Consider the following 25009-nt stretch of genomic DNA (forward strand, 5'->3'; position numbering starts at 1 on the left):
TCGTCTGAAAACCCAAGTTTTCAGACGACCTTTTACAATCAAACCCTTATGCGAACGGATGATGCAAAACGATGGTTTCTTCGCGGTCGGGGCCGGTAGAGACGATGGCTACCGGCGCGCCGCAGACTTCTTCGATGCGTTTCAAATATGCTTTGGCATTGGCAGGCAATGCGTCATAGCTTTTCACGCCGAAAGTGGATTCGCTCCAGCCGGGCATAGTTTCGTAAATCGGTTTGCAAGTTTCTACCGCATCGGAACCGCAAGGCAGGATGTCGGTTTTGCTGCCGTCGGGCAATTCGTAGCCGACGCAGATATTGATGGTTTCAATGCCGTCCATCACGTCCAGTTTGGTGATGCACATCCCGGAAATGCCGTTGACTTGGATGGAGCGTTTCAATGCGGAGGCATCGAACCAACCGCAGCGGCGTGCGCGACCGGTTACGGAGCCGAATTCGTGTCCGCGTTCTGCCAAACCTGCACCGACTTCGTCAAACAATTCAGTCGGGAACGGGCCTGAACCGACGCGCGTGGTATAGGCTTTGACGATGCCCAAAACATAATCCAGCATTTGCGGACCTACGCCCGCGCCTGCGGAAGCGGCTCCTGCCAAGCAGTTGGACGAGGTAACGAAGGGGTAAGTGCCGTAGTCGATGTCCAACAGCGTACCTTGCGCGCCTTCAAACAGCAGTTTTTCGCCGTTTTTGTTTTTCTCGTTCAACACGCGGGATACGTCGGTAATCATAGGCGTAATGCGCGGCGCGACTTTTTCGATAACCGCCATCACGTCTTCCGCTTTCACCGGCTCGGCATTGTGCAGATGTTGCAGTTGAACATTGTAATAGGCAAGGACGGCATCCAGTTTTTCACGCAGTTTTTCAGGATGCAGCAAATCGACGACGCGGATGGCGCGGCGTGCCACTTTATCTTCGTACGCAGGGCCGATGCCGCGGCCGGTCGTGCCGATTTTGCCCTTGCCGCGTGATGCTTCGCGGGCTTGGTCAAGCGCAATGTGGTAAGGCAGGATCAGCGGGCAGGTCGGCGCGATTTTCAGACGACCTTCGACGTTTTTCACACCTGCTGCGCTCAATTCGTCAATTTCGCCCAACAATGCTTCAGGGGAAACGACAACGCCCGAGCCGATAAAGCAGTCCAAGTTTTCATGCAGAATGCCGCTCGGAATCAGGCGCAAAATGGTTTTCTTGCCGCCGACGACCAAAGTGTGTCCCGCATTGTGTCCGCCTTGGAAACGCACGACACCGCTGGTCTCTTCCGCCAGCCAGTCAACGATTTTACCTTTGCCTTCATCGCCCCACTGGGCGCCGATTACTACAACATTTTTAGCCATAGCCATATAACCTATTAATATTAAAAAATTATTGTGAATCAACTTCAAACCAAGACGGCTTTTCGCCCTACCCTGATTTGCCTTTAATCCGCTATGAATGGGTATTTAAAGTTTCTCAACCTGCCAAACGCCGTCCGACTTTTTCAGACGACCTGTAATCTCTTCCGAAGCGTTGTGTCCGATACCGTAATCAATCACGACACACTGCCCTTGTTCACGCAAGGCTTCGACTGCTTCGCGTGCCGCTTCGGCATCGTCCGCATCGACCAACACGACGGGCTGCCGCTCAATGGCGGGCAAACGTCCGATAAAGCTGCGCAAGTCGAAACTGAATCCCGTCGCAGGACGTGCGCGGCCGAAATATTCGCCCAATCCGTCATAACGCCCGCCCCGAGCGACCGCGTCATGGAAATTGGAGCCGTATGCCGCATACAGCAAGCCTGTGTGGTAATTGTCGACGCGCAGTTCGGACAAATCGATATGGACTTTCTGATTCGGGAATGCGTCGCACACTGCCTGCAATTCGTCCAAGGCGCTGCCGACCACAGACAAATCCGGCAATCGTTCGCGTGCGGCGGACAACACTTCCCGTCCGCCATACAGACGCGGCAGCAGCGAGAATGCTTTTGCCCACATACCGTCCAGCTTCCAAGCCTTGACCTGCGCTTCGACCGCCTCGGTATCTTTATCCTGCATCAAAGCAAGCAGCGTTTTGGACTGCTCCGCATTTAAATGCGCCGCATCGGACAAAGCGCGGAATACGCCGATATGACCCAGCGACAGCAAAACCTCGCCCATATCGGCAATCTTCATGCTCTTGAGCATCAAGTCAATCAGTTCGATATCCGCTCTGATGTCGGCGAAACCATACATCTCCGCCCCTGCTTGCAAAGGTTCGCGCATATTGAGCAAACCCTCCGGCCGTGCGTGCAACACAGGGCCTGCGTAACACAATCGGTTAATCCCTTGATTGGCAGACAAAAGATGCGCATCGATACGCGCCACTTGAGGCGTAATATCGGCGCGGATGCCCAACTGCCGACCGCTCAGCTGATCGACCACCAAAATGGTTTTCAAAGACAAACCCGCGTCAATGTGCGTCAGCAGGGAATGGCTGTATTCCATCAGCGGAGGCTGTACCAGCTCGTAACCGTGCACTCGGAACAAAGTCAACAACTGCTCTCGCGCGCTTTCCAACTGTCGGGCGTTGGTCGGCAACACATCGGCAACATGTTCGGGAAGCTGCCAAGATTGCATGGGAATCTACCTTCTATCTGTTTTTGCAAACGCAAAGGGCTGCTTGAATTTAAAACCAGACGGACACACAGCCCGCTTCTCGAAATACGCCGCGCAAATGATGCAGCGTTTCCAATAAATCTGATTTTAAATTCAAACAGCCCCTGAATGACGGCTTTAAACCGCCGAGTTATTAAAAGCAAACTTTACCATACAAAACAGTTTTGTGCAGCCTGTTTTCATACACGACAACCCGAGACTTTGGCGTAAATCAGGTTTTGTGTGCGAGAAATGATAAGTTTAGGAAGCGTATCTGACAATCGGGGATTTCAAAGTAAAGACACTGTTTGCACTATCCCCAACATATCATCAATCCCATATTCGATTTAGCTTAAAGGTCGTCTGAAAACCTATTTCAGACGACCTTTAAAGTCTCTCCACCAAAATCATCGTATTTCTTTGGCTGCTTCCTGCTCCGCTTTATAACGGCGCAGATAGGCAAGCGCGGCGGCTTTTTCTTCTTCGTTGCCATATTTGACATCGCGTTGGGCACGGCGCAATTCGGCGCGCTCTTTGGCTTCTTCGATTTGTCGGTTTTTGAATGCTTCGCGGTTGTCGGAAGCAACCAGTTTGTCTTGTTGGGATTGGGCTTTCGCCATGGCTTTGGCAATCAAATCCATGGGATTGAAGGCAGGTTTGGCAGCAGCTTTGGTTTCGGCTTGAATTTGCGCCTGCTTGGCTTTAACGGCGGCTTCGCGCTCGGCAAGCATGGCTTTGCGTTCTGCCTCATCACGCGCTTTGCGCTCGGTGTGCCAATCAAAGCGGCTTTGCGCGTGTTCGGCGGCGGCGAAACGCGCTTCGGAAGAGTGGCTCAGGCTGCGCGCGGCGGGGAGGTAGTCGTGTTCGGAAGGTATCATGTCGATACAATCCACCGGACAAGGCGGAAGGCAGAGTCCGCAGCCTGTGCATTCGTCGCTGATAACGGTGTGCATGAACTTGCTTGCGCCAATAATCGCATCGACAGGGCAAGCGCGGATGCAGGCGGTACAGCCGATACAGGCGGCCTCGTCTATCAGGGCGATGGCTTTGGGCTGAGTTTTGACCGGCGCGACACACGGCTTACCCAATAAGGCGGCAATGTCTACCATCACCGCTTCTCCACCGGGCGCGCACAGATTAACAGGCGCATCCTCGTGCAACAAAGCTTGTGCATAAGGCAGGCAGCCTTGATAGCCGCATTCTCGGCACTGAGTTTGCGGCAGCAGGCGGTTGATGGCTTGAAGGTCGGTCGGCATGGCAGATAGAGTCAAAATCGAAAGCGTGTATTTTATCGGGAAACGGAATGTAGGGAAACCAAAGACCAAACTAAAAAGGTCGTCTGAAAACCCAAACTGAGTTTTCAGACGACCTTTTATATTTTCTGACTATTTGTCCTACTTAATCAGAATTTATGTGCCAAGCCGAAAGAAACGGCTTTTTGCTCAACAGAGCCTGTGTAATCAGGAGTCAGGCGGGTTTTGCTGCCCAGTTTCATATAGCCGGCATGAGCAAGCATGGAAGTGCGTTTGCTGAATTTGTATTTAGCACCAACCACAACTTGGTCGAATTTATCAACCAGTTTCTCGCCGCTGTTCACGCCTTTTGCCGCCCAACCGTGAGCATAGCTGAGTTGCGGGGTCAAGTTACCGAAGGTATAGCCCACGGTAACGGCTGCATCTACAACCTTAACAGCTTCTTCTTTGCCTGAATCTTTAGTGATGTCAACACCTTTGTAGGTATTGAAATCATCGGTAAAGTGCGCCAAATATTTGTTCGCGCTTTCATGGCCTTTGGCATATTGCGCACCTACGCCGACAAACAGGTTGTCTTTGTCGTAGTAGCTTTCAATCTTAGCGATTTGGGCAGCTTTGGCTTTGCCGTCTTTGTTGGTGTACGCGCCTTTATAATGACCGTAGCCCAGTTTGGTGGCGAAACCGTTGTTTTCGTAGATCAAACCGGCAGTATATTGCTCTTTGCTCGGTTTTTCGTGTACGTGTCTGTCGTCCGGATTGCGGTTGTCGCGCGGAGCGTAGGAGGCATTGAACTTGAATCCGCCGAACGAAGGGCTGTCATAACGCAAAGAGGTCGTACGTACGCCGGTGCGGGTGTTGATACCCAAACCCATGGCGTCGGTTTTATACATCCATGGATCAATGGTATCCATTTCGTTGAGCATGTTGTCGATGTTACCGGCGCGAACTTTACCGAAGTTGCCTTCCAAACCGATGAAGGAATTGCGGTTGCCGAAACGTTGGCTGTTGGATTCGCCCAAAATGGAAGTGCGCTGTTCAATTTGCCAGATGGCTTTGAGGTCGTCTGAAAGTTTTTCATTGCCTTTGAAGCCGATACGCGAGGTATTGTCATTGATACGGGTCGCGGTCGCGCTTTTTTCCGTACCTTCGCTACCTTTGATTTTCACCTGTCCGGAGGTGATGGTGCTTTTAACTTGTCCGTACAGGACAACTTCGGCGGATGCTGCAAAAGGTAGGGCTGCTGCGGTTAAAGTAATCAATATTTTCTTCATGAGTCCTCCTCGAATTTTAAAATTGAGTAAAAATACCAAACTCAATCATAATGATTTATGGATTATTAGACAACTCTTTTTATCTTGATAAAAATTATTATTTATTTCAAATATAATTTGCATTTCAACAACACGATATCGTTGGAATCTTTAATATTCATCCTTTCTGCAATTTTGTTGGCACAATCCCTATTTTTCCCTTGCCTCAAGATTGAAAATAAGGCAATTGCAACTTTTTTCAGACGACCTTTTCGGGTCGTCTGAATATTTTTTTGTTTATGAAGAAAACCATAGCGGAAAGCAATGAAAAAACGAAGAAATTTTCCTGTCTAAACTATTGCGCCGACAGGGATTTTGCCGTTTAATGCGAACCTGCTGAATCAAGGGCCTGAGGCATATGCCGGCCGCCCCCACAGTTAACCTTTTGCATGTGGTCAGTTTGTATAGTGGATTAACTTTAAACCAGTACGGCGTTGCCTCGCCTTGCCGTACTATCTGTACTGTCTGCGGCTTCGTCGCCTTGTCCTGATTTAAAGTTAATCCACTATATTACCCGCTGCCACCGCTGCAATGTTTTCCTCTTTCGCAAAAGGACTGTATCCATGAAAAAAACTTCAATGGCGGCGGCACTCATCGGCCTCGTCTTGACTGCATGTAGCGGCGGACAACAAACCGCCGCAGAATCTTCCGCCCACTCTTCGCATACTTCGTCTGACAAACTCAATATCTACAACTGGTCGGACTACGTCGATCCCGCCACGCTTGAAGCGTTCGAAAAAAATACGCATATCAACGTCCGCTACGACTACTACGACAGCAACGAAGCCCTGGAAGCCAAACTTTTGACCGGCAAATCCGGTTACGATCTCGTTGCCCCGTCCATTGCCAACGTCGGACGCCAAATCAAAGCCGGAGCGTATCAAAAAATAGACAAAAGCCAAATCCCGAACTACGCTAACATTGATGCCGACCTGCTTGCCATGATGGCAAAAGTCGATCCGGGCAACCAATACGCTGTCCCATATTTTTGGGGCATCAATACGCTCGCTATCAATAAAAAACTGGTTCAAAAAGCCTTGGGGACGGAGCAGCTGCCCGAAAACGAATGGGATTTGGTGTTCAATCCCGAATACACCAAAAAGCTGAAATCCTGCGGCATCAGCTATTTTGACAGCGCCATCGAACAAATCCCTCTCGCGCTGCATTATTTAGGCAAAGACCCGAATACCGAAAACCCCGACGACATCAAAGCCGCCGTCAACATGATGAAAAAAGTGCGTCCCGACATCAAACGCTTCACTTCGTCAGGCTATATTGACGATATGGCGGCGGGCAACCTTTGCGTTTCAGTCGGTTACGGCGGCGATTTGAACATCGCCAAAACACGCGCGCAAGAAGCGAAGAACGGCGTCGAAATCGAAGTGTTAGCACCCAAAAGCGGCGTCGGCATCTGGGTGGATTCCCTGATGATTCCGCGCGATGCCCAAAATACCGCCAATGCGCACAAATACATCAACCACACGCTCGCTCCCGAAGTCGCGGCGCAAAACGGCAATTTCGTTACCTACGCCCCCGCCAGCCGCCCTGCCCGCGCATTGATGGACGAGAAATATACCGGCGATGCGTCTATTTTCCCAACCAAGGAATTGATGGATAAAAGTTTCATCGTATCGCCCAAATCAACAGATGCGAGCCGCCTGAGCGTCCGCCTGTGGCAATCGTTGAAAGCAGGCAAATAGCCGTTTGATGCGTTGGAAAACTAAAGGTCGGCGGATTCGCATTTGAAGTGCAACTTTCCATAACAGAAAAGGCCAGTATGCGGTAGCATACGGCCTTTCCTGCAAGAAAGATTGCCATGAGCTACACACAACTGACCCAAGACGAACGATACCACATCCAATACCTGTCCCGCCACTGCACCATCGCCGAAATCGCCAAACAGCTTAACCGTCACAAAAGCACCATCAGCCGCGAAATCAAGCGGCACCATACCCAAGGACAGCAATACAGCGCCGAAAAAGCGCAACGGCAAAACCGGCTTACCAAACAGCACCCGCGAAAACCCTATAAGCTCGATTCGCAGCTGATTCAGCACATCGACACCCTTATCCGCCGCAAACTCAGTCCCGAACAAGTATGCGCCTACTTGTGCAAACACCACGGGATCACGCTCCATCACAGCACTATTTACCGCTACCTCCGCCAAGACAAAAGCAACGGCGGCACTTTGTGGCAACACCTCAGAATATGCAGCAAACCCTACCGCAAACGCTACGGCAGCACATGGACCAGAGGCAAAGTGCCCAACCGCGTCGGCATAGAAAACCGACCCGCCATCGTCGACCAAAAATCCCGCATCGGCGATTGGGAGGCCGACACCATCGTCGGCAAAGGACAGAAAAGCGCATTATTGACCTTGGTCGAACGCGTTACCCGCTACACCATCATCTGTAAATTGGATAACTTAAAGGCCGAAGACACTGCCCCGGCAGTCATTAGGGTATTAAGGGCACATAAAGCCAGAGTCCACACCATCACCATGGATAACGGCAAAGAGTTCTACCAGCACACCAAAATAGCCAAAGCATTGAAGGCGGAAACCTATTTTTGCCGCCCTTACCATTCGTGGGAGAAAGGTCTGAATGAAAACACCAACGGACTCATCCGACAATATTTCCCCAAGCAAACCGATTTCCGAAACATCAGTGATCGGGAGATACGCAGGGTTCAAGATGAGTTGAACCACCGGCCAAGAAAAACACTTGGCTACGAAACGCCAAGTGTTTTATTCTTGAAGCTGTTCAAACCACTGATACACTAGTGTTGCACTTGAAATCCGAATCCAAGGTCGTCTGAAAATCAAATTTGGTTTTCAGACGACCTTTTTTACTGCTATCGAACGAATTTAAAGATTACTCAATAAACTGCAACTTGAAGATATAGTGGATTAACTTTAAACCAGTACGGCGTTGCCTCGCCTTGCCGTACTATTTGTACTGTCTGCGGCTTCGTCGCCTTGTCCTGATTTAAATTTAATCCACTATATTAAACAAATCAGCACCGCATTACCTGCGCTATGTACAGATTGCGATTGCCCTATATCGAAAACATATTAATACACCACAAAACCCAAAATTATTTAATTACCCGGTTTTCTATTCCATTAGCAACAAAAATAGAGCCATCCCCATATAATCACAAAGTATTACTTACCGTTAAAACCAGGTTTTAAGATTTGTAAATTTGACATAGGTCAAATTATTGCAAATAATGGATTCATATAATGTTAATGTTTAGAGTATCGAATAATCGGGAACAGCCATGTCCTGCCTAAAAACGAAACACACATCAGGCATCTTGAATACGATGCTGGCGATGTTTGCCGTATTTGTCCTATTGTTTTCGACACTGCCCGCTTACGCCGAGCGTTTGCCTGACTTCCTGTCAAAAGTCCAGCCTTCGGAAATTTTTCCGGGTGCAGACCGTTATGGCAAGCCTGAAGGCAAGCCTATGGTTGCCCGTGTTTATAAGGGCAACGAGCAGTTGGGTTTGGTGTATATCACGACGGACGTGGTCAATACGCGCGGCTATTCGAGCAAACCGATTGATACGATGATGGCTTTGGCCAACGACGGAACGATTGCCGGTGCGAAGCTGGTCGATCACCATGAGCCGATTATGCTTATTGGTATTCCGCAATCGCGTGTGGATAAATTCATCAATAAATATATCGGTTTGAATTTTATTAAAAACCCACCTACTCCAGGTGTCGCCCCCGGGGACATCATCAGCGGCGCGACTGTTACGCTGATGGTGATTAACGACAGTATCCAGCGTTCGTTCAAAGTTGTTGCCGGCAAATATGGTTTGGGTACTGACAAAGCCGTTCAGACGACCTCCGCCAATGCTGCGGATACACAACAGGCTGCTGCCCCTGCGGCTCAAACCCGACCTCGCCGCGCTGTCAATCCTGACAAACAGGACATTCAATCTTGGAATGCGCTGCTGGAACAAAAAGCCATCGGTCATCTGCACATTACAGTTGACGAAATCAACAAGCTGTTTGAAAAAGGCGGCAAAGCAGGTGTTGCCGAACACGCCGAACAAGGTGCAGGCGACGATACCTTTATCGATTTGTACACTGCCGTAGTCAGCCAGCCTTCCATCGGCAAAAGCCTGTTGGGCGAGGAAGGTTGGAAAAACCTGCAAAACCGTCTGCAACCGGGTCAACAAGCTGTCTTGGTTGCCGGTGAAGGCCGTTATTCTTGGAAAGGTTCGGGTTATGTCCGCGGTGGCATTTTCGACCGTATCGAGATGATTCAAGGCGAAAACAGCTTCCGCTTCACCGACGCGCAACACGAACGCTTGGTTGATTTGGCAGCCGAAGGCGCGCCCCACTTTAAAGAAGTATCTTGGTTTACGATTCCCGAAGGTGTGGAATTCGATGCTGCCGAACCTTGGCGTTTGCAGTTGATGGTTCAACGCGTATTGAGCGTAAACGACAAAGCGTTCGTAACCGCCGATTTGGATTACGAACTGCCTCAAGGTTACTATGTCGATGACCCGAAAGCACCTCCCGTCGAAATCAGTGCACCAGTCGAACCGGCAGCCGCTCCTACCGCCGACCAAGCCTCAGACACCAAAGGCATAGCCGAAGAAGCCTCTGAAGCCTCTTCAAACGATGGTGCGTCCAACCAACTCTGGAAACAGGTGTGGAAAGCGAAACAGGGACAAATCGCCGTAGTCGGCATCGCCTTGACCATCCTGCTTTTGGTCTTCCTGTTCCAGGACTGGATTGTCCGCTATGAGAAATGGTACGACCGCTTCCGCCTGGTATTCCTGACATTTACCCTGTTCTATATCGGCTGGTACGCTCAGGCGCAACTGTCGGTCGTCAATACGCTGACGCTGTTCTCCGCCATCCTGACCGAATTCCGTTGGGACTTCTTCCTGATGGATCCGATTGTGTTCATTTTGTGGCTGTTTACCGCCGCAACCATGCTGCTGTGGAACCGCGGTACATTCTGCGGCTGGCTCTGCCCCTTCGGTTCACTGCAAGAGTTGACCAACCGTATCGCCAAAAAATTGGGCGTGAAACAGATTACCGTGCCGCACCTGCTGCACACGCGCCTGACTGCGATTAAATACGTCATTTTCTTCGCACTGTTGGCAATTTCCCTGTACGATTTGGGCACGGCGGAAAAATTCGCAGAGGTAGAACCCTTTAAAACGGCGATTATTTTGAAATTCGTCCGCGAATGGTGGTTTGTCGCGTTTGCCGTTACCCTTTTGGTTGCCGGCCTGTTCATCGAGCGCTTCTTCTGCCGCTATCTGTGCCCATTGGGCGCGGGCATCGCCCTACCCGGCCGATTCCGCGTATTCGACTGGCTTCGCCGCTACAAAATGTGCGGTAACCCTTGCCAAATCTGTACGCACGAATGCCCCGTTCAGGCGATTGCACCGGAAGGCGACATCCATCCGAACGAATGTATCCAGTGCCTGCACTGCCAAGTCATGTATCACCATGACACACGTTGTCCGCAAGTTGTGGCAACCAACAAGAAAAAACAAAAACAGGCGGCGGCAAAAGCCGACCCCGAAACCGCATCTGCAAAACAGCAGCCTGAGGAGCAGGTTGTGCAGTTTGTGAAAAAAGAAACCGCCCCTAAAGCCGGCGAATAATCTGAAACCCTAAAGAAATACTGGGTCAACCGTACCCACACTTATAAACATAAATACGTTTTTTCAATCGGCAGGTCGTCTGAAAACGCCGGCTGCCGAATTTTATCCAAGGAGTGTTGTATGTCAGACGAAAAATTAGAACAAAACGGCTTAAGCCGTCGTTCATTCTTAGGTACTGCCGCCGTTTCAGGCGCAGGTATTGCCGGCGCCGGTCTGTTGGGTTTGGCGGGCTGTTCCAAAGAGGGTGGCGATAAATCCGCTGCTTCAGGTGCTGCACCTGCCGCCAAAACCGAGTCTCATGCCTCTGCCGAACCGGGTAAACAGACTTCCGAAGTCGGTCCGGGCGAACTCGACCAATACTACGGCTTCCTCTCTGGCGGCCAATCGGGCGAAATGCGCTTGATCGGCGTACCTTCCATGCGCGAACTGATGCGTATCCCCGTGTTCAACATGGACAGCGCGACCGGTTGGGGCCGTACCAACGAGAGCCTGCGTATTTTGAATGAAAAAAATACGCCGGAAACCAACCAGTTCCTGAAAGACAGCGGCCTGCGCTGCTACCCTAACGGCGACTTGCACCACCCTCACTTGTCGTTTACCGACCAAACTTACGACGGTCGCTACGCGTATGCCAACGACAAAGCAAACAACCGCGTTTGCCGCGTCCGCCTGGACTTCATGAAAACCGACAAAATCACCGAAATCCCTAACGTTTCCGGTGTACACGGTCTGCGTCCGCAACGTTATCCGAAAACCGGCTACGTCTTTGCCAACGGCGAACACATCGTACCGGTAAGCGGCGTGGGTACTTGGAACGACGCCAAAACTTGGAATGCCGTTTATACCGCCATTGACGGTGAAACCATGGACATCGCATGGCAAGTATTGGTGGACGGCAACTTGGACAACGGCGATGCCGACTACCAAGGCAAATACTCCTTCTCCACCTGCTACAACTCCGAACGCGCCCTGACCGTACAAGGTGCTTCTTCCAACGAGCAAGACTGGTGCGTGGTCTTCAATCTTGCCGCCATCGAAGAAGGCATCAAAAAAGGCGACTTCAAAGAAGTCAACGGCGTGAAAATGCTGGACGGCCGCGCAGAAGCCAATTCCCCTTACACCCGCTACATCCCCGTGCCGAACTCTCCGCACGGCTGTAACGCTTCCCCTGACGGCAAATACATCATGCTCAACGGCAAACTGTCTCCGACTGTTACCGTATTGGACGTCAGCAAACTGGACGATTTGTTCGCCGGCAAAATCAAAGAGCGCGACGTGGTTGTCGCCGAACCCCAACTGGGTCTCGGTCCTTTACACACCGCGTTTGACGGCCGCGGCAACGCCTACACCACGCTGTTTATCGACAGCCAAATGGTCAAATGGAACATCGACGACGCCATCAAAGCCTACAAAGGCGAAAAAGTGGATCCGATCAAACAGAAACTCGACGTCCACTACCAACCCGGCCACAACCATACGACCATGGGCGAAACCAAGGAAGCCGACGGTAAATGGCTGGTATCTTTGAACAAATTCTCCAAAGACCGCTTCCTCAACGCCGGCCCGCTGAAACCGGAATGCGACCAGTTGATCGACATTTCCGGCGACGAAATGCGCCTGGTACACGACAACCCGACCTTTGCCGAACCGCATGACCTGTGTCTGGTTGCCGCTTCCAAAGTCAACCCGAAAAAAACCTGGGACCGCAAAGACCCATGGTTCTGGCAAGACGCTGTGGAACAGGCGAAAAAAGACGGTGTCGAGCTGGAAAAAGCCGCCAAAGTCATCCGCGAGGGCAACAAAGTCCGCGTATACATGACTGCCGTTGCTCCTGCGTACAGCATCCCGCAATTCGAAGTCAACCAAGGCGACGAAGTAACCGTATATGTGACCAACGTCGAAACCATCGAAGACTTGACCCACGGCTTCACTTTGGAAGGCTACGGCATCGCCATAGAAATCGGCCCGCAAGCTACCCAATCGGTAACCTTCAAAGCCGTCCGTCCGGGCGTACACTGGTACTACTGCCAATGGTTCTGCCACGCCCTGCACATGGAAATGTCCGGTCAAATGATCGTTAAACCCCGATAATCGGGTTTGACGGTTTATCACTGACTTAACGGAAAGGTCGTCTGAAAAAACTTTCAGGTCTTAGCGAAACCCGCTGCCCTCGTTTTCAGACGACCTTTTATAGCAGAACCGTTTGGACGCAACAGACTGTTCCGCTATAAAACAAAAACACGGCCCTCACAGGCAGGCATCACCGTGCCGACGCACACCGCACGAATCAGAGGAACTCCATGCACACACCCCAATTCAAAACATGGCGACGCGCTGTCCTGACATTTATGTTCGGCGGCATGATTCAGACGACCTTTGCAGCCACCATCGACGTTTCCCCTACTGACAACCTCCCCGAAGTCATCGCACGCGCGCAGGCAGGCGATACGCTCAAGCTCGCCTCCGGCACTTACAAAACCAAACTGCTTATCGACAAACCCATCACCATCGAAGGCCCTGCCGACCGCTCCGCCAAAATCGAAGGCGACCGCACCGGCCGCACCATTGCCGTTATCGCCCCCGACGTTACCCTGCGCAACCTCACCGTCACCCGTTCCGGTATGAGCCTGCCCGCCATGGACGCCGGCATCTACCTCGAAGAAACCGCCCCCCGCGCCTTAATCGAACACAACAACATCCTCGACAACTCCGTCGGCGTGTATATCCACGGTTCTGCCGAATCCATGGTGCGCGAGAACAAAATCGTCGGCGACTCCACCCTGCGCGTCAACGAACGCGGTAACGCCGTCACCGTCTGGAACGCCCCCGGCGCGCAAGTTATCGGCAACGACATTTCCAAAGGCCGCGACGGCATTTTCTCCAACACCAGCAAGAACAACACCTACAAAAACAACCGCTTCAGCGACCTGCGTTTCGCCGTCCACTACATGTACACCAACGACAGCGAAGTCAGCGACAACATTTCCGTCGGCAACAACATGGGCTACGTCTTGATGTTCTCCGACCGCCTCAAAGTACACGGCAACATCGCCGTCGGCAGCCGCGACCAAGGCATCATGCTCAACTACGTCAACTATTCCGAAATCAACGACAACATCATCAACAAAGCCGGCAAATGCGTTTTCGCCTACAACGCCAACTACAACAAAATTGTCGCCAACCATTTTGAAAACTGCGAAATCGGCATCCACTTCACCGCCGCCATCGAAGGCACCTCCCTTTCCGACAACGCCTTCATCAACAACGAAAGCCAAGTCAAATACGTCAGCACACGTTTTCTTGACTGGGGCGAAGGCGGACGCGGCAACTACTGGAGCGACAACAGCGCGTTCGACCTTGACGGCGACGGCTTCGGCGACAGCGCATACCGTCCCAACGGCATCATCGACCAAATCGTCTGGCGCGCCCCCGTTTCCCGCCTCCTGATGAACAGCCCCGCCATCAGCATCGTCAAATGGGCGCAGTCGCAGTTCCCCGCCATCCTTCCTGGCGGCGTGATCGACAGCAAACCGCTCATGAAAGCGGGCAGCAACAAAACCACCACTAAATATGAAGCCATGAAAGAACAACTATTGCAGGAAGCCAAAACCAATCAATCCAAATGGGGCGATGCCGAAAACGGCGCATTAAACTGAGCAGAACGCCGTGAACACCTCCTGCAACGTCGTCTGAAAACTTTTCAGACGACCTTTTAAACCTACCGCAGCAAGGTTTTGCCCCATCATTTCCGTATCCATGGAAATCCGCCGCAATTACGATGCAACCCGCGATGCAGGCAGCAGTCAAAAACATAAACCCATAACAAACGTCGTCTGAAATCCCTCTCCCCTTTTTCAGACGACCCCATACGAAGAACGCCCTTTCAGACGACCCCAACGTCGTCTGAAACCCAATCCACACAAGGAAGCACTCATGAGCGCACACCATGTCGAATTGAGAAACGTAACCAAACGCTTCGGCGCACAAAAAGCCGTCAACCAAGTCGATTTAGTCTTGAAGGCGGGCGAAAGTGTCGGTCTTGCCGGACACAACGGCGCAGGCAAGTCCACGCTCATCAAATTGATACTCGGGCTGATTACCCCCACCGAAGGCGAAGTCATGCTGCTGGGCGAGCGCACCGGAAGTAAAGCGGGCGCGCAGTTGCGCAGCCAAATCGGCTATCTGCCCGAAACCGTCGCCCTGCACCCTTCCCTCAGCGGCATCGAAACCCTCAATTTCTACGCCAAACTCAAAAAACAGCCGCTCACCAAAAACCACGAACTCCTCGAGCGCGTCGGCATTTCCCAAGCCGCCCGCCGCCGCGTCGGCACCTACTCCAAAGGTATGCGCCAACGCCTCGCCCTCGCCCAAGCGCTGCTGGGCGAACCCAAAGTATTGCTGTTTGACGAACCCACCACAGGCCTCGACCCCGCCTCGCGCCAAATGTTTTACGAAGTCGTGCGCGAACTCAACGGACGCGGCGCCACCGTCCTCCTCAGCACCCACGCCCTCGCCGAACTCGACGGCCACGCCGACCGCATCGTCGTCATGAAAAACGGCGTCAAAGTCGCCGACGGCAGCATGGACGAGTTGCACGTCCAAAGCGGCCTCCCCCTCACCGTCAACATCCGCCTCAAAGCCCCCCGTCCCTTAAGCGATCGCTGGCAGCCGCTTTCAGACGACCTCAGCTATCGGGCGCAATGTCAGGCTGAAGAACGCATGGCATTACTCAGCGAACTGGGCAACCTGTCCGACCTCGCCTACCTCGACATCCACACACCCACACTCGACGACATGTACGCACAATTCTTAAAAAGGGAGGACGTATGAACCCCGTTTGGATTATCACCGGAAAAGAAGTCCGCGACAGCCTGCGCAACCGCTGGGTACTCGCCGCCTCCGTCCTGCTCGCCGCCCTCGCCCTCTCTTTGGGCTTCCTCGGCAGCTCACCCACAGGCTCGGTTAAAGTCGATCCGCTGACCGTAACCGTCGTCAGCCTCTCCAGCCTATCCATCTTCCTGATCCCGCTCATCGCCATGCTCCTCTCCTACGATTCCCTCATCGGCGAAATCGAACGCGGCACCATGGCTCTATTGTTGAGCTACCCCGTTTCCCGCAACCAAATCCTTGCCGGAAAATTCATCGGACACCTCATCATCCTCGCCCTTGCCACCACCGCAGGCTACGGAATCGCAGGCATCACGCTCCAACTCGCCAACGGCAGCTTCGACATCGCCGCATGGAAACCCTTCGCCCTCCTGATTGCCGCCAGCGTCATTTTGGGCGCGGCATTCCTGTCCATGGGCTACCTCATCAGCGCAAAAGTGAAAGAACGCGGCACCGCCGCCGGTATCGCCATCGGCGTTTGGCTGTTTTTTGTCGTCATCTTCGACATGGCACTTTTGGGCATCCTCGTCGCCGATACCCAGCAAACAATTACCGCCCCCGTCGTTGAAACCGTCCTCCTTTTCAACCCCACCGACATCTACCGCCTGCTCAACCTGACCGGTTACGAAAACACCGCCATGTACGCAGGCATGGCAGGCTTAAGCGAACAAATCAGCCTGACCATGCCCGTATTGCTGACCGCGCAGATATTATGGGTTATTATTCCCCTTATCTTGGCAGCAAGAATTTTTGGAAAGCGACAAATATGAAAAAGATTTTACCTGCGCTCCTCGCCGCCCTGCTCCTGAGTGCCTGTCCCAAAGAGGATGACACCCCGCCGCCTGAGCCTCAGCAAATCAGCGACCGCGCCGTGGGGCACTATTGCAGCATGAACCTGACCGAACACAACGGCCCCAAAGCCCAAATCTACCTCAACGGCAAACCCGACCGCCCCGTCTGGTTCTCGACCATCAAACAGATGTTCGGCTACACCAAGCTGCCCGAGGAGCCTAAAGGCATCCATATCATCTACGTTACCGACATGGGCAAAGTCAAAGACTGGAGCAAACCCAATGCCGACACCGCATGGATAGACGGCAAAAAAGCCTATTACGTCATCGAAAGCGGCTTCATCGGTGGCATGGGTGCAGAAGACGCCCTCCCCTTTGCCGACAAAGCCCAAGCAGAGAAATTTGCCAAAGAAAAAGGCGGCCGCGTCGTCAGCTTCGACGAAATGCCCGATTCCTATATCTTCAAATAATCCCTTCACATCAAAAAGGTCGTCTGAAAACCTGATCCATCAGGTTTTCAGACGACCTTTTTATATAGTGGATTAACAAAAATCAGGACAAGGCGACGAAACCGCAGACAGTACAGATAGTACGGAACCGATTTACTTGGTGCTTCAGCACCTTAGAGAATCGTTCTCTTTGAGCTAAGGCAAGGCAAGGCAACGCCGTACTGGTTTAAAGTTAATCCACTATATCTGCGGCCTTATCAGGCGATTCAGTTCAAATCACAAAATCCATCGCCGTCCCCTGCAAACTCTGGTCCATGTCCGCCGATGGGGTTTTGACCGAACGCCCCACCGGTTTGGCAGGCACGCCGACGACGGTGATTGACGACGGTACGTCCGCAACGACCACGCTGCCTGCGCCGATTTTGGAATTGTCGCCGATGCGGATGTTGCCCAATATCGAAGCGTTCGCGCCGATCATCACGCCGTCGCCGATTTTCGGGTGGCGGTCTCCGCATTCCTTACCCGAGCCGCCGAGCGTTACGCCGTGCAGGATGGAAATATTGTTGCCCAACACGGCGGTTTCGCCGGCGACGAAACCGGTAGCGTGGTCGAGCATCAGCCCATGACCGAAACGGGCGGCGGGGTGAATATCGACGCCGAACACTTCCGACATACGGTTTTGCAGGAAATACGCCAGCGTTTTGCGGCCGTTTTGGTAGAGCCAGTGGTTGATGCGGTGCGCCTGAATGGCGTGGAAACCTTTGAAATACAAGAGCGGCAGCGAATATTCGTCGCAGGCGGGGTCGCGTTCGTAAATAGCTTTCAAATCGGCTTCGACGCAGTTGCTGATGCGCGCGTCGCTGCCCAATGCCTGCTGGTAAATTTCAAACAGGGCGCGCACGTCCATAATCGGGCTGCCGAGTTTGCTGGAAAGGTGGTAGGCAAGGACGGAATCGAGCGAGTCGTGGCGCAACACGGTTTGGTGCAAAAAGCTCGCCAGCATCGGTTCGGCAGCGGCTGTGGCTGCGGTTTCTTCGCGGATGGTATGCCAGAGGTTGAAATCGGTTGTGTTCAGGTGGTCTTTTTTCATGTCGGGGGTCGTCTGAAAATAGGATGGTGTCGGTGTATCTTACCTTTTATCAACGATTTGCGATAGCGCATTGCGGAATATGCTTATGATGGTTTCCGTGTGCTTGAAGTTTTTTCAGACGACCTTATATAAAGTAGCATTCGATTCAAACCATTCCAAAGGATGCATGAAATGAGCGAACATCACGAACAATATCAACACGAAACCGAAGAGGCGGCAAACGCAGAAGCCGCCCAAAAGCCCAATACCGAACAACCCGAAGCTGCCGAACCGCCGACTTACGAAGAATTGCAGGCACGTATCGCCGAGTTGGAAGGGCAGTTGAAAGACAGCGAACTGCGCGGCCTGGCGAACGAGCAAAACCTGCGCCGCCGCCATCAACAGGAAATCGCCGATACGCACAAGTTTGCCGGACAAAAATTCGCCGCCGAAATGCTGCCGGTCAAAGACTATCTCGAAATGGCGCTGCTCGACCAAAGCGGTAATTTCGACGTGCTGAAAATGGGTGTGCAAATGACGCTGAACGAATTGCAAAAAGCGTTTGACGCCACGCACATCAAAGAAATCAACCCGCAGCCCGGCGGCAAACTCGACCCGCACCAACATCAAGCAATGCAGGCGGTCGTCAGCGAGCAAGAGCCGAACACCATCGTCAGCGTCATGAAAAAAGGCTACACCCTGTCCGACCGCGTATTACGTCCCGCAATGGTTGTCGTGGCGAAACAAGAATCCTGAAGGCACCGCTTGATAAAGTTTATCAAGCATAAAATTTTCAGACGACCCTTCCCCGTCCCTCAAGCCCCAATCCCGCTTTTGGAAAATCATTCCGATGATGCCCAATCGGAAAAGAAAGACAAGGTCGTCTGAAAAACAAAATACCGTCCTGTGGATAAATAGTTTAACTTCTTGAATTTTATATAAAAAAAATTTCAACAAAACCCTTGAAAAAATATCGGGCAACCTTATTTACAGGTCAACGGAACAAAATGTTCCACACGATTATTAACTTAGAAAAATCTTTTTAGGAGCAACATCAATATGGCAAAAGTAATCGGTATCGACTTAGGTACAACCAACTCTTGTGTATCCATCTCTGAAAACGGTCAAACCAAAGTTATTGAAAACGCAGAAGGCGCACGCACTACGCCGTCTGTCGTCGCTTATCTGGACGGCGGCGAAGTCCTCGTCGGCGCACCGGCAAAACGCCAAGCCGTAACCAACGCTAAAAACACCATCTACGCTGTAAAACGTTTGATCGGTCATAAATTTGAAGACAAAGAAGTCCAACGCGACATCGAATCCATGCCTTTCGAAATCATCAAAGCCAACAACGGCGACGCATGGGTAAAAGCGCAAGGCAAAGAGCTGTCTCCACCGCAAGTTTCCGCAGAAGTCCTGCGTAAAATGAAAGAAGCCGCCGAATCTTATTTGGGCGAAAAAGTAACCGAAGCCGTAATTACCGTTCCGGCCTACTTCAACGACAGCCAACGTCAAGCCACCAAAGACGCAGGCCGCATCGCCGGTTTGGATGTAAAACGCATCATCAACGAGCCGACCGCAGCCGCTTTGGCATTCGGTATGGACAAAGGCGACAACAAAGACCGCAAAGTAGCCGTATATGACTTGGGCGGCGGTACCTTCGATATTTCCATCATCGAAATCGCCAACCTCGACGGCGACAAACAATTCGAAGTATTGGCAACCAACGGCGACACCTTCTTGGGCGGCGAAGACTTCGACCAACGCCTCATCGACTACATCATCGCCGAGTTCAAAAAAGACCAAGGCATTGATTTGAAACAAGACGTGATGGCATTGCAACGCCTGAAAGAAGCTGCCGAAAAAGCCAAAATCGAATTGTCCAGCAGCCAGCAAACCGAAATCAACCTGCCGTACATCACCATGGACGCAACCGGCCCGAAACACTTGGCAATGAAAATTACCCGCGCCAAATTCGAGAGCCTGGTTGAAGACCTGATTGCCCGCTCTATCGAACCTTGCAAAATTGCATTGAAAGATGCCGGCTTGAGCACCAGCGACATCGACGACGTGATTTTGGTCGGCGGTCAGTCCCGTATGCCGAAAGTACAAGAAGCCGTTAGAGACTTCTTCGGCAAAGAACCGCGCAAAGACGTGAACCCTGACGAAGCTGTTGCCGTAGGCGCAGCGATTCAAGGCGAAGTATTGAGCGGCGGCCGCAGCGATGTATTGCTGCTGGACGTAACGCCCCTGTCTTTGGGTATCGAAACCATGGGCGGCGTGATGACCAAGCTGATTCAGAAGAACACCACCATCCCGACCAAAGCGTCGCAAGTGTTCTCTACCGCTGAAGACAACCAAAGCGCAGTAACCATCCATGTACTGCAAGGCGAACGCGAACGCGCCTCCGCCAACAAATCTTTAGGTCAGTTCAACTTGGGCGACATCGCACCCGCACCACGCGGCATGCCGCAAATCGAAGTAACCTTCGACATCGACGCCAACGGCATCCTGCACGTTTCCGCCAAAGACAAAGGCACAGGCAAAGCAGCCAACATCACCATTCAAGGTTCTTCAGGCTTGAGCGAAGAAGAAATCGAACGCATGGTGAAAGATGCCGAAGCCAATGCCGAGGAAGATAAAAAACTGACTGAATTGGTCGCTTCCCGCAACCAAGCCGAAGCCCTGATTCACTCCGTGAAAAAATCTTTGGCCGACTACGGCGACAAACTCGACGCAGCCGAGAAAGAAAAAATCGAAGCCGCGTTGAAAGAAGCCGAAGAAGCCGTGAAAGGCGACGACAAAGCCGCTATCGATGCCAAAGCCGAAGCACTAGGCACAGCCAGCCAAAAACTGGGCGAAATGGTTTACGCACAAGCGCAAGCCGAAGCCCAAGCAGGCGAAAGCGCACAAGCCGAACCGTCTTCCGCCAAGAAAGACGACGACGTCGTAGATGCCGACTTTGAAGAAGTAAAAGACGACAAAAAATAATTGAGGCCGTCTGAAAAAGCGCGAATCGCAAGGTTCGCGCTTTTTGGTTTTTTGCTTGGTGTTTAGTAGAAGATATAGTGGATTAAATTTAAATCACGACAAGGCGACGAAGCCGCAGACAGTACAAATAGTACGGCAAGGCGAGGCAACGCCGTACCGGTTTAAAGTTAATCCACTATAAAACTTAATAAGCCAAACCCGCCCCACCTTTTTAAAGCTCTCGATGTTTTCAGACGACCTCTTGAGATGCGGCATTTGCATTTAAGAGCAAAACACATCCAACATCCTGCCTTACTGCCTTAAAAACCAAAAGGTCGTCTGAAACCAAATACCATGATTTCAGACGACCTTTAAACAAAACAATCTGGTCTTATTCCGAGTATGTAAACTTCGCGCGCTTGACGTTGCAAAAAATTTCATACGGAATCATACCGGCAGCTTCGGCGACTTCGTTGATATTGACAACGTCACCCCACAATTCGACTTCCGCACCCAAACCTTCTTTGGAAGCATCGAGTTCGACAGTAATCATATCCATAGACACCCTGCCGATGATGCGGCTGCGTTTGCCTTCGACGGCAACGGGCGAGTTGGTCGAGGCTCGGCGCGGATAGCCGTCGGCGTAGCCGCAGGCAATCAAGCCGACGCGGGTGGACTTGCTGGTGTAAAACGTCGCGCCGTAGCCGATGGGAGAATGAGGTTGCAGAACGCGTTCGCCGAATACGCGGGAAGTCAGGCGCATGACGGGCTTCAGGCGTTCGTCCACGCCGCCGAACGGAGAGATGCCGTAAAGCGCCAGTCCGGCACGACCCCAGTCGCGGCGCGCTTCGGGAATATTCAAGATAGCGGCGGAGTTGGCAAGACTTTCTTCGCCTTCCAAGCCTTCACACGCCAAATCAAAGGCTTCAAGCTGCATTTCGGTCATGCCGTTGTCGGGTTCGTCGGCACAGGCGAAGTGGCTGAATTTAACAATGCTGTCAACGTGTTTGCATTGTTTCAGAGCGGTGTAGGCGGAAGTGTAATTGTGCGGAAAGAAGCCGGCGCGGTGCATACCGGAATCCATTTTGAGCCAGACTTTAACGGGATTCTGCCAATGATGGACGATTAAGGCTTCGAGTTGCCATTGGCTGGCGACGCCCGGCCACAGATTGTATTTATCGACGGTAGCGTATTCCGACGCCTCAAAGATGCCTTCGAGCAATACGATGGGATTGGTAATGCCGTTTTCGCGCAATTCGACGGCTTCGTCCACGGTGGCGACGGCAAACCCGTCAGCAAGGTCGGACAATGCGTGGGCGCACCGTACCGCGCCGTGTCCGTAAGCGTCTGCTTTGATAACGGCAAGCATTTTGCCGCCGTGAATCTGTTTCAGGGTTTGATAATTGTGGCGCAGATTGTCCAAGCGGATTCGGGCATTTAATGGACGCATGATTTGTTCTCTCCGTTAATGAAGGTCGTCTGAAAATGGATATTCACGTTTTCAGACGACCTTAAAATATGGCTAATGCTTATAATTATAGGCTTAAAGACGCATTTTTTAAATATCCGATGCGTCCGCCCAATTAATTATCTTATTAATGGACAAGCATCAAGCCGACAGATTGGGATAAAAACTCCAAGCATTGGATGCTTGAACGTATTGCCTAGGCGGAGTTCCTAAAAAACCTCATCCAATCCCCGTTTAAAACCGGTTTTTTAATTCCCGCAACGCGGCAAATACTTCCAAACCGCTGTTCAACCGCTTCCCTACCAAATCTTCAACCCGTTCGCGGACATGGGGCAAATCGACCCGTAAAAACGGATTGATTTTGCGTTCATGCGCGAGGGTAACGGGCAGGGTCGGCGTATGTTCCGCCGCTCGTAAAGCCGCTTGAATATCGGCATTTTCCGGTTCGATAAATTCGGCAAAACGCAGATTAGAGGCGGTATATTCATGCGCAGGATAAAACAGCGTATCTTCGGGCAACTGATTGAATCTTTGGAAACTGTCGTACAAATCTTCTATCGTTCCCGTAAACAACCTGCCGCAGCCGGCAGAGAATAATGTGTCGCCGCAGAAAACGTGCAAACCTTCGGCGTTTTCCAAAAGATAACTGACGTGGCGGTCGGTATGGCCGGGCGTCGCCCACACGGTAACCAACTCGTCGCCGAATGGAAACTGCGTACCCGCCGTAACTGTGTGCGTTGCCAAGTCAATATCCGCCTCGCCGTACACGGGCGATTCCATAAAGCCGTTTTTGAGGGATTGGACTCCGCCGATATGGTCGTGATGCAAATGGGTAATCCACGTTTGCGCCAGCATCAGGCGGTTGCGGACGAGAAATACCAAAACGGGCGTGGCATCGGACGGATCGACACAGGCGGCGTGGTTGCCGGCTTGAATCATCCAGATGTAGTTGTCGTTTAAGGCTTTGACGGGGGTAATTTTCATAGGATTTCTTTTGTAGGTAGTGATTTGGATGCGGCTGAACCATGAAGCCGTATGGTGTAGTGGATTAACTTTAAACCAGAACGGCGTTGCCTTGCCTTGCCGTACTATCTGTACTGTCTGCGGCTTCGTCGCCTTGTCCTGATTTAAATTTAATCCACTATATTTATAAAACAGTTTAACAGAAATCGCTTGAACCTTATTGGTATGCTTTGTCGGCACAGACAAAAAAGGTCGTCTGAAAAGTGGTTTTCAGACGACCTTTGTTCATTTCCGACAACTTTTAAATCAGTTCCAAATCCGGACCGGCGTTTTGGGCGCGGCGGCTGCGCAGTTGGATGTCCAAACGCAGGTCGTGGGCGGAGTCAGCGTTTTTAATAGCGTCTTGGAAGCTGATGTCGCCGCGTTCGTACAGCTCGTAGAGCGCTTGGTCGAAGGTTTGCATACCCATGGCGGTAGATTTTTTCATCATTTCTTTAATGCCGTGGATTTCGCCTTTTTGAATCATCTCAGAAATAATCGGCGAATTGAGCAGGATTTCCACTGCGGCTACGCGGCCCTTGCCGCCTTCGCGGGGAATCAGGCGTTGCGAGATGAAGGCTTGCAGGTTGAGCGACAAGTCGGTCAAAAGCTGGGTGCGGCGCTCTTCTGGGAAGAAGTTGATGATGCGGTCGAGCGCCTGGTTGGAGTTGTTGGCGTGCAATGTGGCGAGACAGAGGTGGCCAGTTTCGGCAAACGCCAAGGCGTAGTCCATGGTTTCGCGGTCGCGAATCTCGCCAATGAGGATGACGTCTGGCGCCTGACGCAGGGTGTTTTTCAGTGCGGCAAACCAGTTTTCTGTATCCACGCCGACTTCGCGCTGGGTAATGATGCTTTTTTTGTGTTGATGGACGAACTCAATCGGGTCTTCGATGGTGATGATGTGGTCTTGGCAATTTTCGTTGCGGTGGTCAACCATCGCGGCGAGCGAGGTCGATTTGCCCGAGCCGGTACCGCCGACGAAAATCACAAGGCCGCGTTTTTTCATCACCACGTCTTTCAAGACGGGCGGTAGATTGAGGCTGTCAAAATTCGGGATTTTGCTGGTAATGGAGCGGAACACTAACGCCGTCGCGCCGCGCTGCACCATCGCATTGACACGGAAGCGGCTGGTGTCGGGCAGGCTGATGGCGAAGTTGCATTCGTTGGTAGAGGAAAACTCTTCGATTTGTTTGGTGGACATAATCGAAAAAGCGATTTCCATACATTTTTCAGAGGTCAGCGGCTCATCGGTAATCGGTGTGATTTTACCGTCCACTTTCATAGCGGGCGGAAAATTGGTGGTGATAAAGAGGTCGGAGCCTTTGTATTTGTTCATATGGCGCAGCCAAGTGAACAATTCGTCTTTTGCGCTGGGAGGATTGGTCATCATGATATTTGATAATTTCGGTGGTTATTTTATTAAAATGGATTATATCAAATAAATCATGATACATAAAAATAGCATGATTACCGTATCGAATAATAAGACAGGCGTGCAATACGGCGGATTCAATACGGGTATGGAATGCCGCCGCTGCTGTTATAAT

Annotated in this window: 18 protein-coding genes; 10 read left to right on the plus strand and 8 right to left on the minus strand. The window is 51.8% G+C overall.

All coding sequences use genetic code 11. From position 1 onward, the window contains the following. Positions 1-46 precede the first annotated feature (46 nt). The 4 genes from ACMYUL_RS01630 to ACMYUL_RS01645 form a co-directional block, all read right to left on the minus strand. Positions 47-1345 carry an adenylosuccinate synthase gene (locus tag ACMYUL_RS01630; protein ID WP_415771721.1) on the minus strand — a complete coding sequence of 433 codons (1299 nt, stop codon included), beginning with the start codon at positions 1343-1345 and terminating at the stop codon, positions 47-49. Positions 1346-1450: 105 nt separating this feature from the next. Continuing rightward, a complete protein-coding gene (locus ACMYUL_RS01635) occupies positions 1451-2602 on the minus strand; it encodes an ATP phosphoribosyltransferase regulatory subunit (protein WP_070498926.1) in 1152 nt (383 codons plus the stop codon). Positions 2603-3027: 425 nt separating this feature from the next. Further along, the gene (locus ACMYUL_RS01640; protein ID WP_342031295.1) at positions 3028-3876 is read right to left on the minus strand and encodes an RnfABCDGE type electron transport complex subunit B; all 849 of its coding nucleotides are present in this window, start codon (positions 3874-3876) and stop codon (positions 3028-3030) included. A 146-nt stretch (positions 3877-4022) separates the two neighbouring features. Beyond that, entirely contained in the window at positions 4023-5144 is a 1122-nt protein-coding gene (locus ACMYUL_RS01645; RefSeq protein ID WP_342031296.1) for a porin, read from the minus strand. A 602-nt stretch (positions 5145-5746) separates the two neighbouring features. On the opposite strand from ACMYUL_RS01645, the gene ACMYUL_RS01650 reads away from it, so the two are divergent. From ACMYUL_RS01650 to ACMYUL_RS01685, 8 genes are all read left to right on the plus strand, one after another. Further along, positions 5747-6883 carry a polyamine ABC transporter substrate-binding protein gene (locus ACMYUL_RS01650; RefSeq protein ID WP_415771724.1) on the plus strand — a complete coding sequence of 379 codons (1137 nt, stop codon included), beginning with the start codon at positions 5747-5749 and terminating at the stop codon, positions 6881-6883. Positions 6884-6999: 116 nt separating this feature from the next. Next, complete coding sequence (locus tag ACMYUL_RS01655; RefSeq protein ID WP_415771726.1) at positions 7000-7965, plus strand: IS30 family transposase; 966 nt, start codon at positions 7000-7002, stop codon at positions 7963-7965. Positions 7966-8465: 500 nt separating this feature from the next. Then, positions 8466-10826 (plus strand): 4Fe-4S binding protein, encoded by a 2361-nt coding sequence (locus tag ACMYUL_RS01660; RefSeq protein ID WP_415771728.1) that lies wholly within the window; start codon positions 8466-8468, stop codon positions 10824-10826. Between the two features lie 120 nt (positions 10827-10946). Beyond that, a complete protein-coding gene (nosZ, locus tag ACMYUL_RS01665; protein ID WP_415771730.1) occupies positions 10947-12917 on the plus strand; it encodes a TAT-dependent nitrous-oxide reductase in 1971 nt (656 codons plus the stop codon). Between the two features lie 209 nt (positions 12918-13126). Beyond that, positions 13127-14482: a nitrous oxide reductase family maturation protein NosD gene (locus ACMYUL_RS01670; protein ID WP_203025890.1), complete on the plus strand. Its 1356-nt coding sequence runs from the start codon at positions 13127-13129 to the stop codon at positions 14480-14482. A gap of 277 nt (positions 14483-14759) precedes the next feature. Beyond that, a complete protein-coding gene (locus tag ACMYUL_RS01675; protein WP_415771732.1) occupies positions 14760-15656 on the plus strand; it encodes an ABC transporter ATP-binding protein in 897 nt (298 codons plus the stop codon). Beyond that, positions 15653-16483, plus strand: a complete 831-nt coding sequence (locus ACMYUL_RS01680) for an ABC transporter permease (RefSeq protein WP_003759052.1) — start codon at positions 15653-15655, stop codon at positions 16481-16483. The genes ACMYUL_RS01675 and ACMYUL_RS01680 overlap by 4 nt, the downstream gene beginning before the upstream one ends. Next, positions 16480-16974: a nitrous oxide reductase accessory protein NosL gene (locus ACMYUL_RS01685; RefSeq protein WP_070655186.1), complete on the plus strand. Its 495-nt coding sequence runs from the start codon at positions 16480-16482 to the stop codon at positions 16972-16974. Before ACMYUL_RS01680 ends, ACMYUL_RS01685 begins: the two co-directional genes overlap by 4 nt. A 250-nt stretch (positions 16975-17224) precedes the next feature. Here the strand turns inward: ACMYUL_RS01685 and cysE are convergent, their stop codons facing one another. After that, positions 17225-18043 carry a serine O-acetyltransferase gene (cysE, locus tag ACMYUL_RS01690; RefSeq protein WP_415771735.1) on the minus strand — a complete coding sequence of 273 codons (819 nt, stop codon included), beginning with the start codon at positions 18041-18043 and terminating at the stop codon, positions 17225-17227. Between the two features lie 171 nt (positions 18044-18214). On the opposite strand from cysE, the gene grpE reads away from it, so the two are divergent. Next, entirely contained in the window at positions 18215-18778 is a 564-nt protein-coding gene (gene grpE, locus ACMYUL_RS01695) for a nucleotide exchange factor GrpE (protein ID WP_039409633.1), read from the plus strand. 303 nt (positions 18779-19081) lie between these two features. Then, complete coding sequence (dnaK, locus tag ACMYUL_RS01700) at positions 19082-21013, plus strand: molecular chaperone DnaK (RefSeq protein ID WP_415771737.1); 1932 nt, start codon at positions 19082-19084, stop codon at positions 21011-21013. A 370-nt stretch (positions 21014-21383) separates the two neighbouring features. Here dnaK and alr read toward each other — a convergent pair whose 3' ends face one another. The 3 genes from alr to ACMYUL_RS01715 all read right to left on the minus strand — a co-directional run bounded on the left by alr (position 21384) and on the right by ACMYUL_RS01715 (position 24852). Then, entirely contained in the window at positions 21384-22442 is a 1059-nt protein-coding gene (alr, locus tag ACMYUL_RS01705) for an alanine racemase (protein ID WP_415771739.1), read from the minus strand. A 252-nt stretch (positions 22443-22694) separates the two neighbouring features. Beyond that, entirely contained in the window at positions 22695-23444 is a 750-nt protein-coding gene (gene gloB / locus ACMYUL_RS01710; protein WP_070511774.1) for a hydroxyacylglutathione hydrolase, read from the minus strand. Between the two features lie 280 nt (positions 23445-23724). Then, positions 23725-24852 carry a PilT/PilU family type 4a pilus ATPase gene (locus ACMYUL_RS01715; protein WP_003742946.1) on the minus strand — a complete coding sequence of 376 codons (1128 nt, stop codon included), beginning with the start codon at positions 24850-24852 and terminating at the stop codon, positions 23725-23727. Positions 24853-25009 lie beyond the last annotated feature (157 nt).

Origin of the sequence: Neisseria sp. CP9, assembly GCF_047758525.1 — a bacterium.
In the GTDB taxonomy this organism is placed as follows: Bacteria; Pseudomonadota; Gammaproteobacteria; order Burkholderiales; family Neisseriaceae; genus Neisseria.

Coding starts and splice junctions, on each gene's coding strand:
- ACMYUL_RS01635 (WP_070498926.1), bottom strand. CDS start 2,602: ATGCAATCTTGGCAGCTTCCCGAACATGTTGCCGATGTGTTGCCGACC.
- ACMYUL_RS01680 (WP_003759052.1), top strand. CDS start 15,653: ATGAACCCCGTTTGGATTATCACCGGAAAAGAAGTCCGCGACAGCCTG.
- ACMYUL_RS01645 (WP_342031296.1), bottom strand. CDS start 5,144: ATGAAGAAAATATTGATTACTTTAACCGCAGCAGCCCTACCTTTTGCA.
- ACMYUL_RS01670 (WP_203025890.1), top strand. CDS start 13,127: ATGCACACACCCCAATTCAAAACATGGCGACGCGCTGTCCTGACATTT.
- ACMYUL_RS01685 (WP_070655186.1), top strand. CDS start 16,480: ATGAAAAAGATTTTACCTGCGCTCCTCGCCGCCCTGCTCCTGAGTGCC.
- ACMYUL_RS01640 (WP_342031295.1), bottom strand. CDS start 3,876: ATGCCGACCGACCTTCAAGCCATCAACCGCCTGCTGCCGCAAACTCAG.
- grpE (WP_039409633.1), top strand. CDS start 18,215: ATGAGCGAACATCACGAACAATATCAACACGAAACCGAAGAGGCGGCA.
- cysE (WP_415771735.1), bottom strand. CDS start 18,043: ATGAAAAAAGACCACCTGAACACAACCGATTTCAACCTCTGGCATACC.
- ACMYUL_RS01655 (WP_415771726.1), top strand. CDS start 7,000: ATGAGCTACACACAACTGACCCAAGACGAACGATACCACATCCAATAC.
- gloB (WP_070511774.1), bottom strand. CDS start 23,444: ATGAAAATTACCCCCGTCAAAGCCTTAAACGACAACTACATCTGGATG.
- alr (WP_415771739.1), bottom strand. CDS start 22,442: ATGCGTCCATTAAATGCCCGAATCCGCTTGGACAATCTGCGCCACAAT.
- ACMYUL_RS01650 (WP_415771724.1), top strand. CDS start 5,747: ATGAAAAAAACTTCAATGGCGGCGGCACTCATCGGCCTCGTCTTGACT.
- ACMYUL_RS01660 (WP_415771728.1), top strand. CDS start 8,466: ATGTCCTGCCTAAAAACGAAACACACATCAGGCATCTTGAATACGATG.
- ACMYUL_RS01715 (WP_003742946.1), bottom strand. CDS start 24,852: ATGATGACCAATCCTCCCAGCGCAAAAGACGAATTGTTCACTTGGCTG.
- nosZ (WP_415771730.1), top strand. CDS start 10,947: ATGTCAGACGAAAAATTAGAACAAAACGGCTTAAGCCGTCGTTCATTC.
- dnaK (WP_415771737.1), top strand. CDS start 19,082: ATGGCAAAAGTAATCGGTATCGACTTAGGTACAACCAACTCTTGTGTA.
- ACMYUL_RS01630 (WP_415771721.1), bottom strand. CDS start 1,345: ATGGCTAAAAATGTTGTAGTAATCGGCGCCCAGTGGGGCGATGAAGGC.
- ACMYUL_RS01675 (WP_415771732.1), top strand. CDS start 14,760: ATGAGCGCACACCATGTCGAATTGAGAAACGTAACCAAACGCTTCGGC.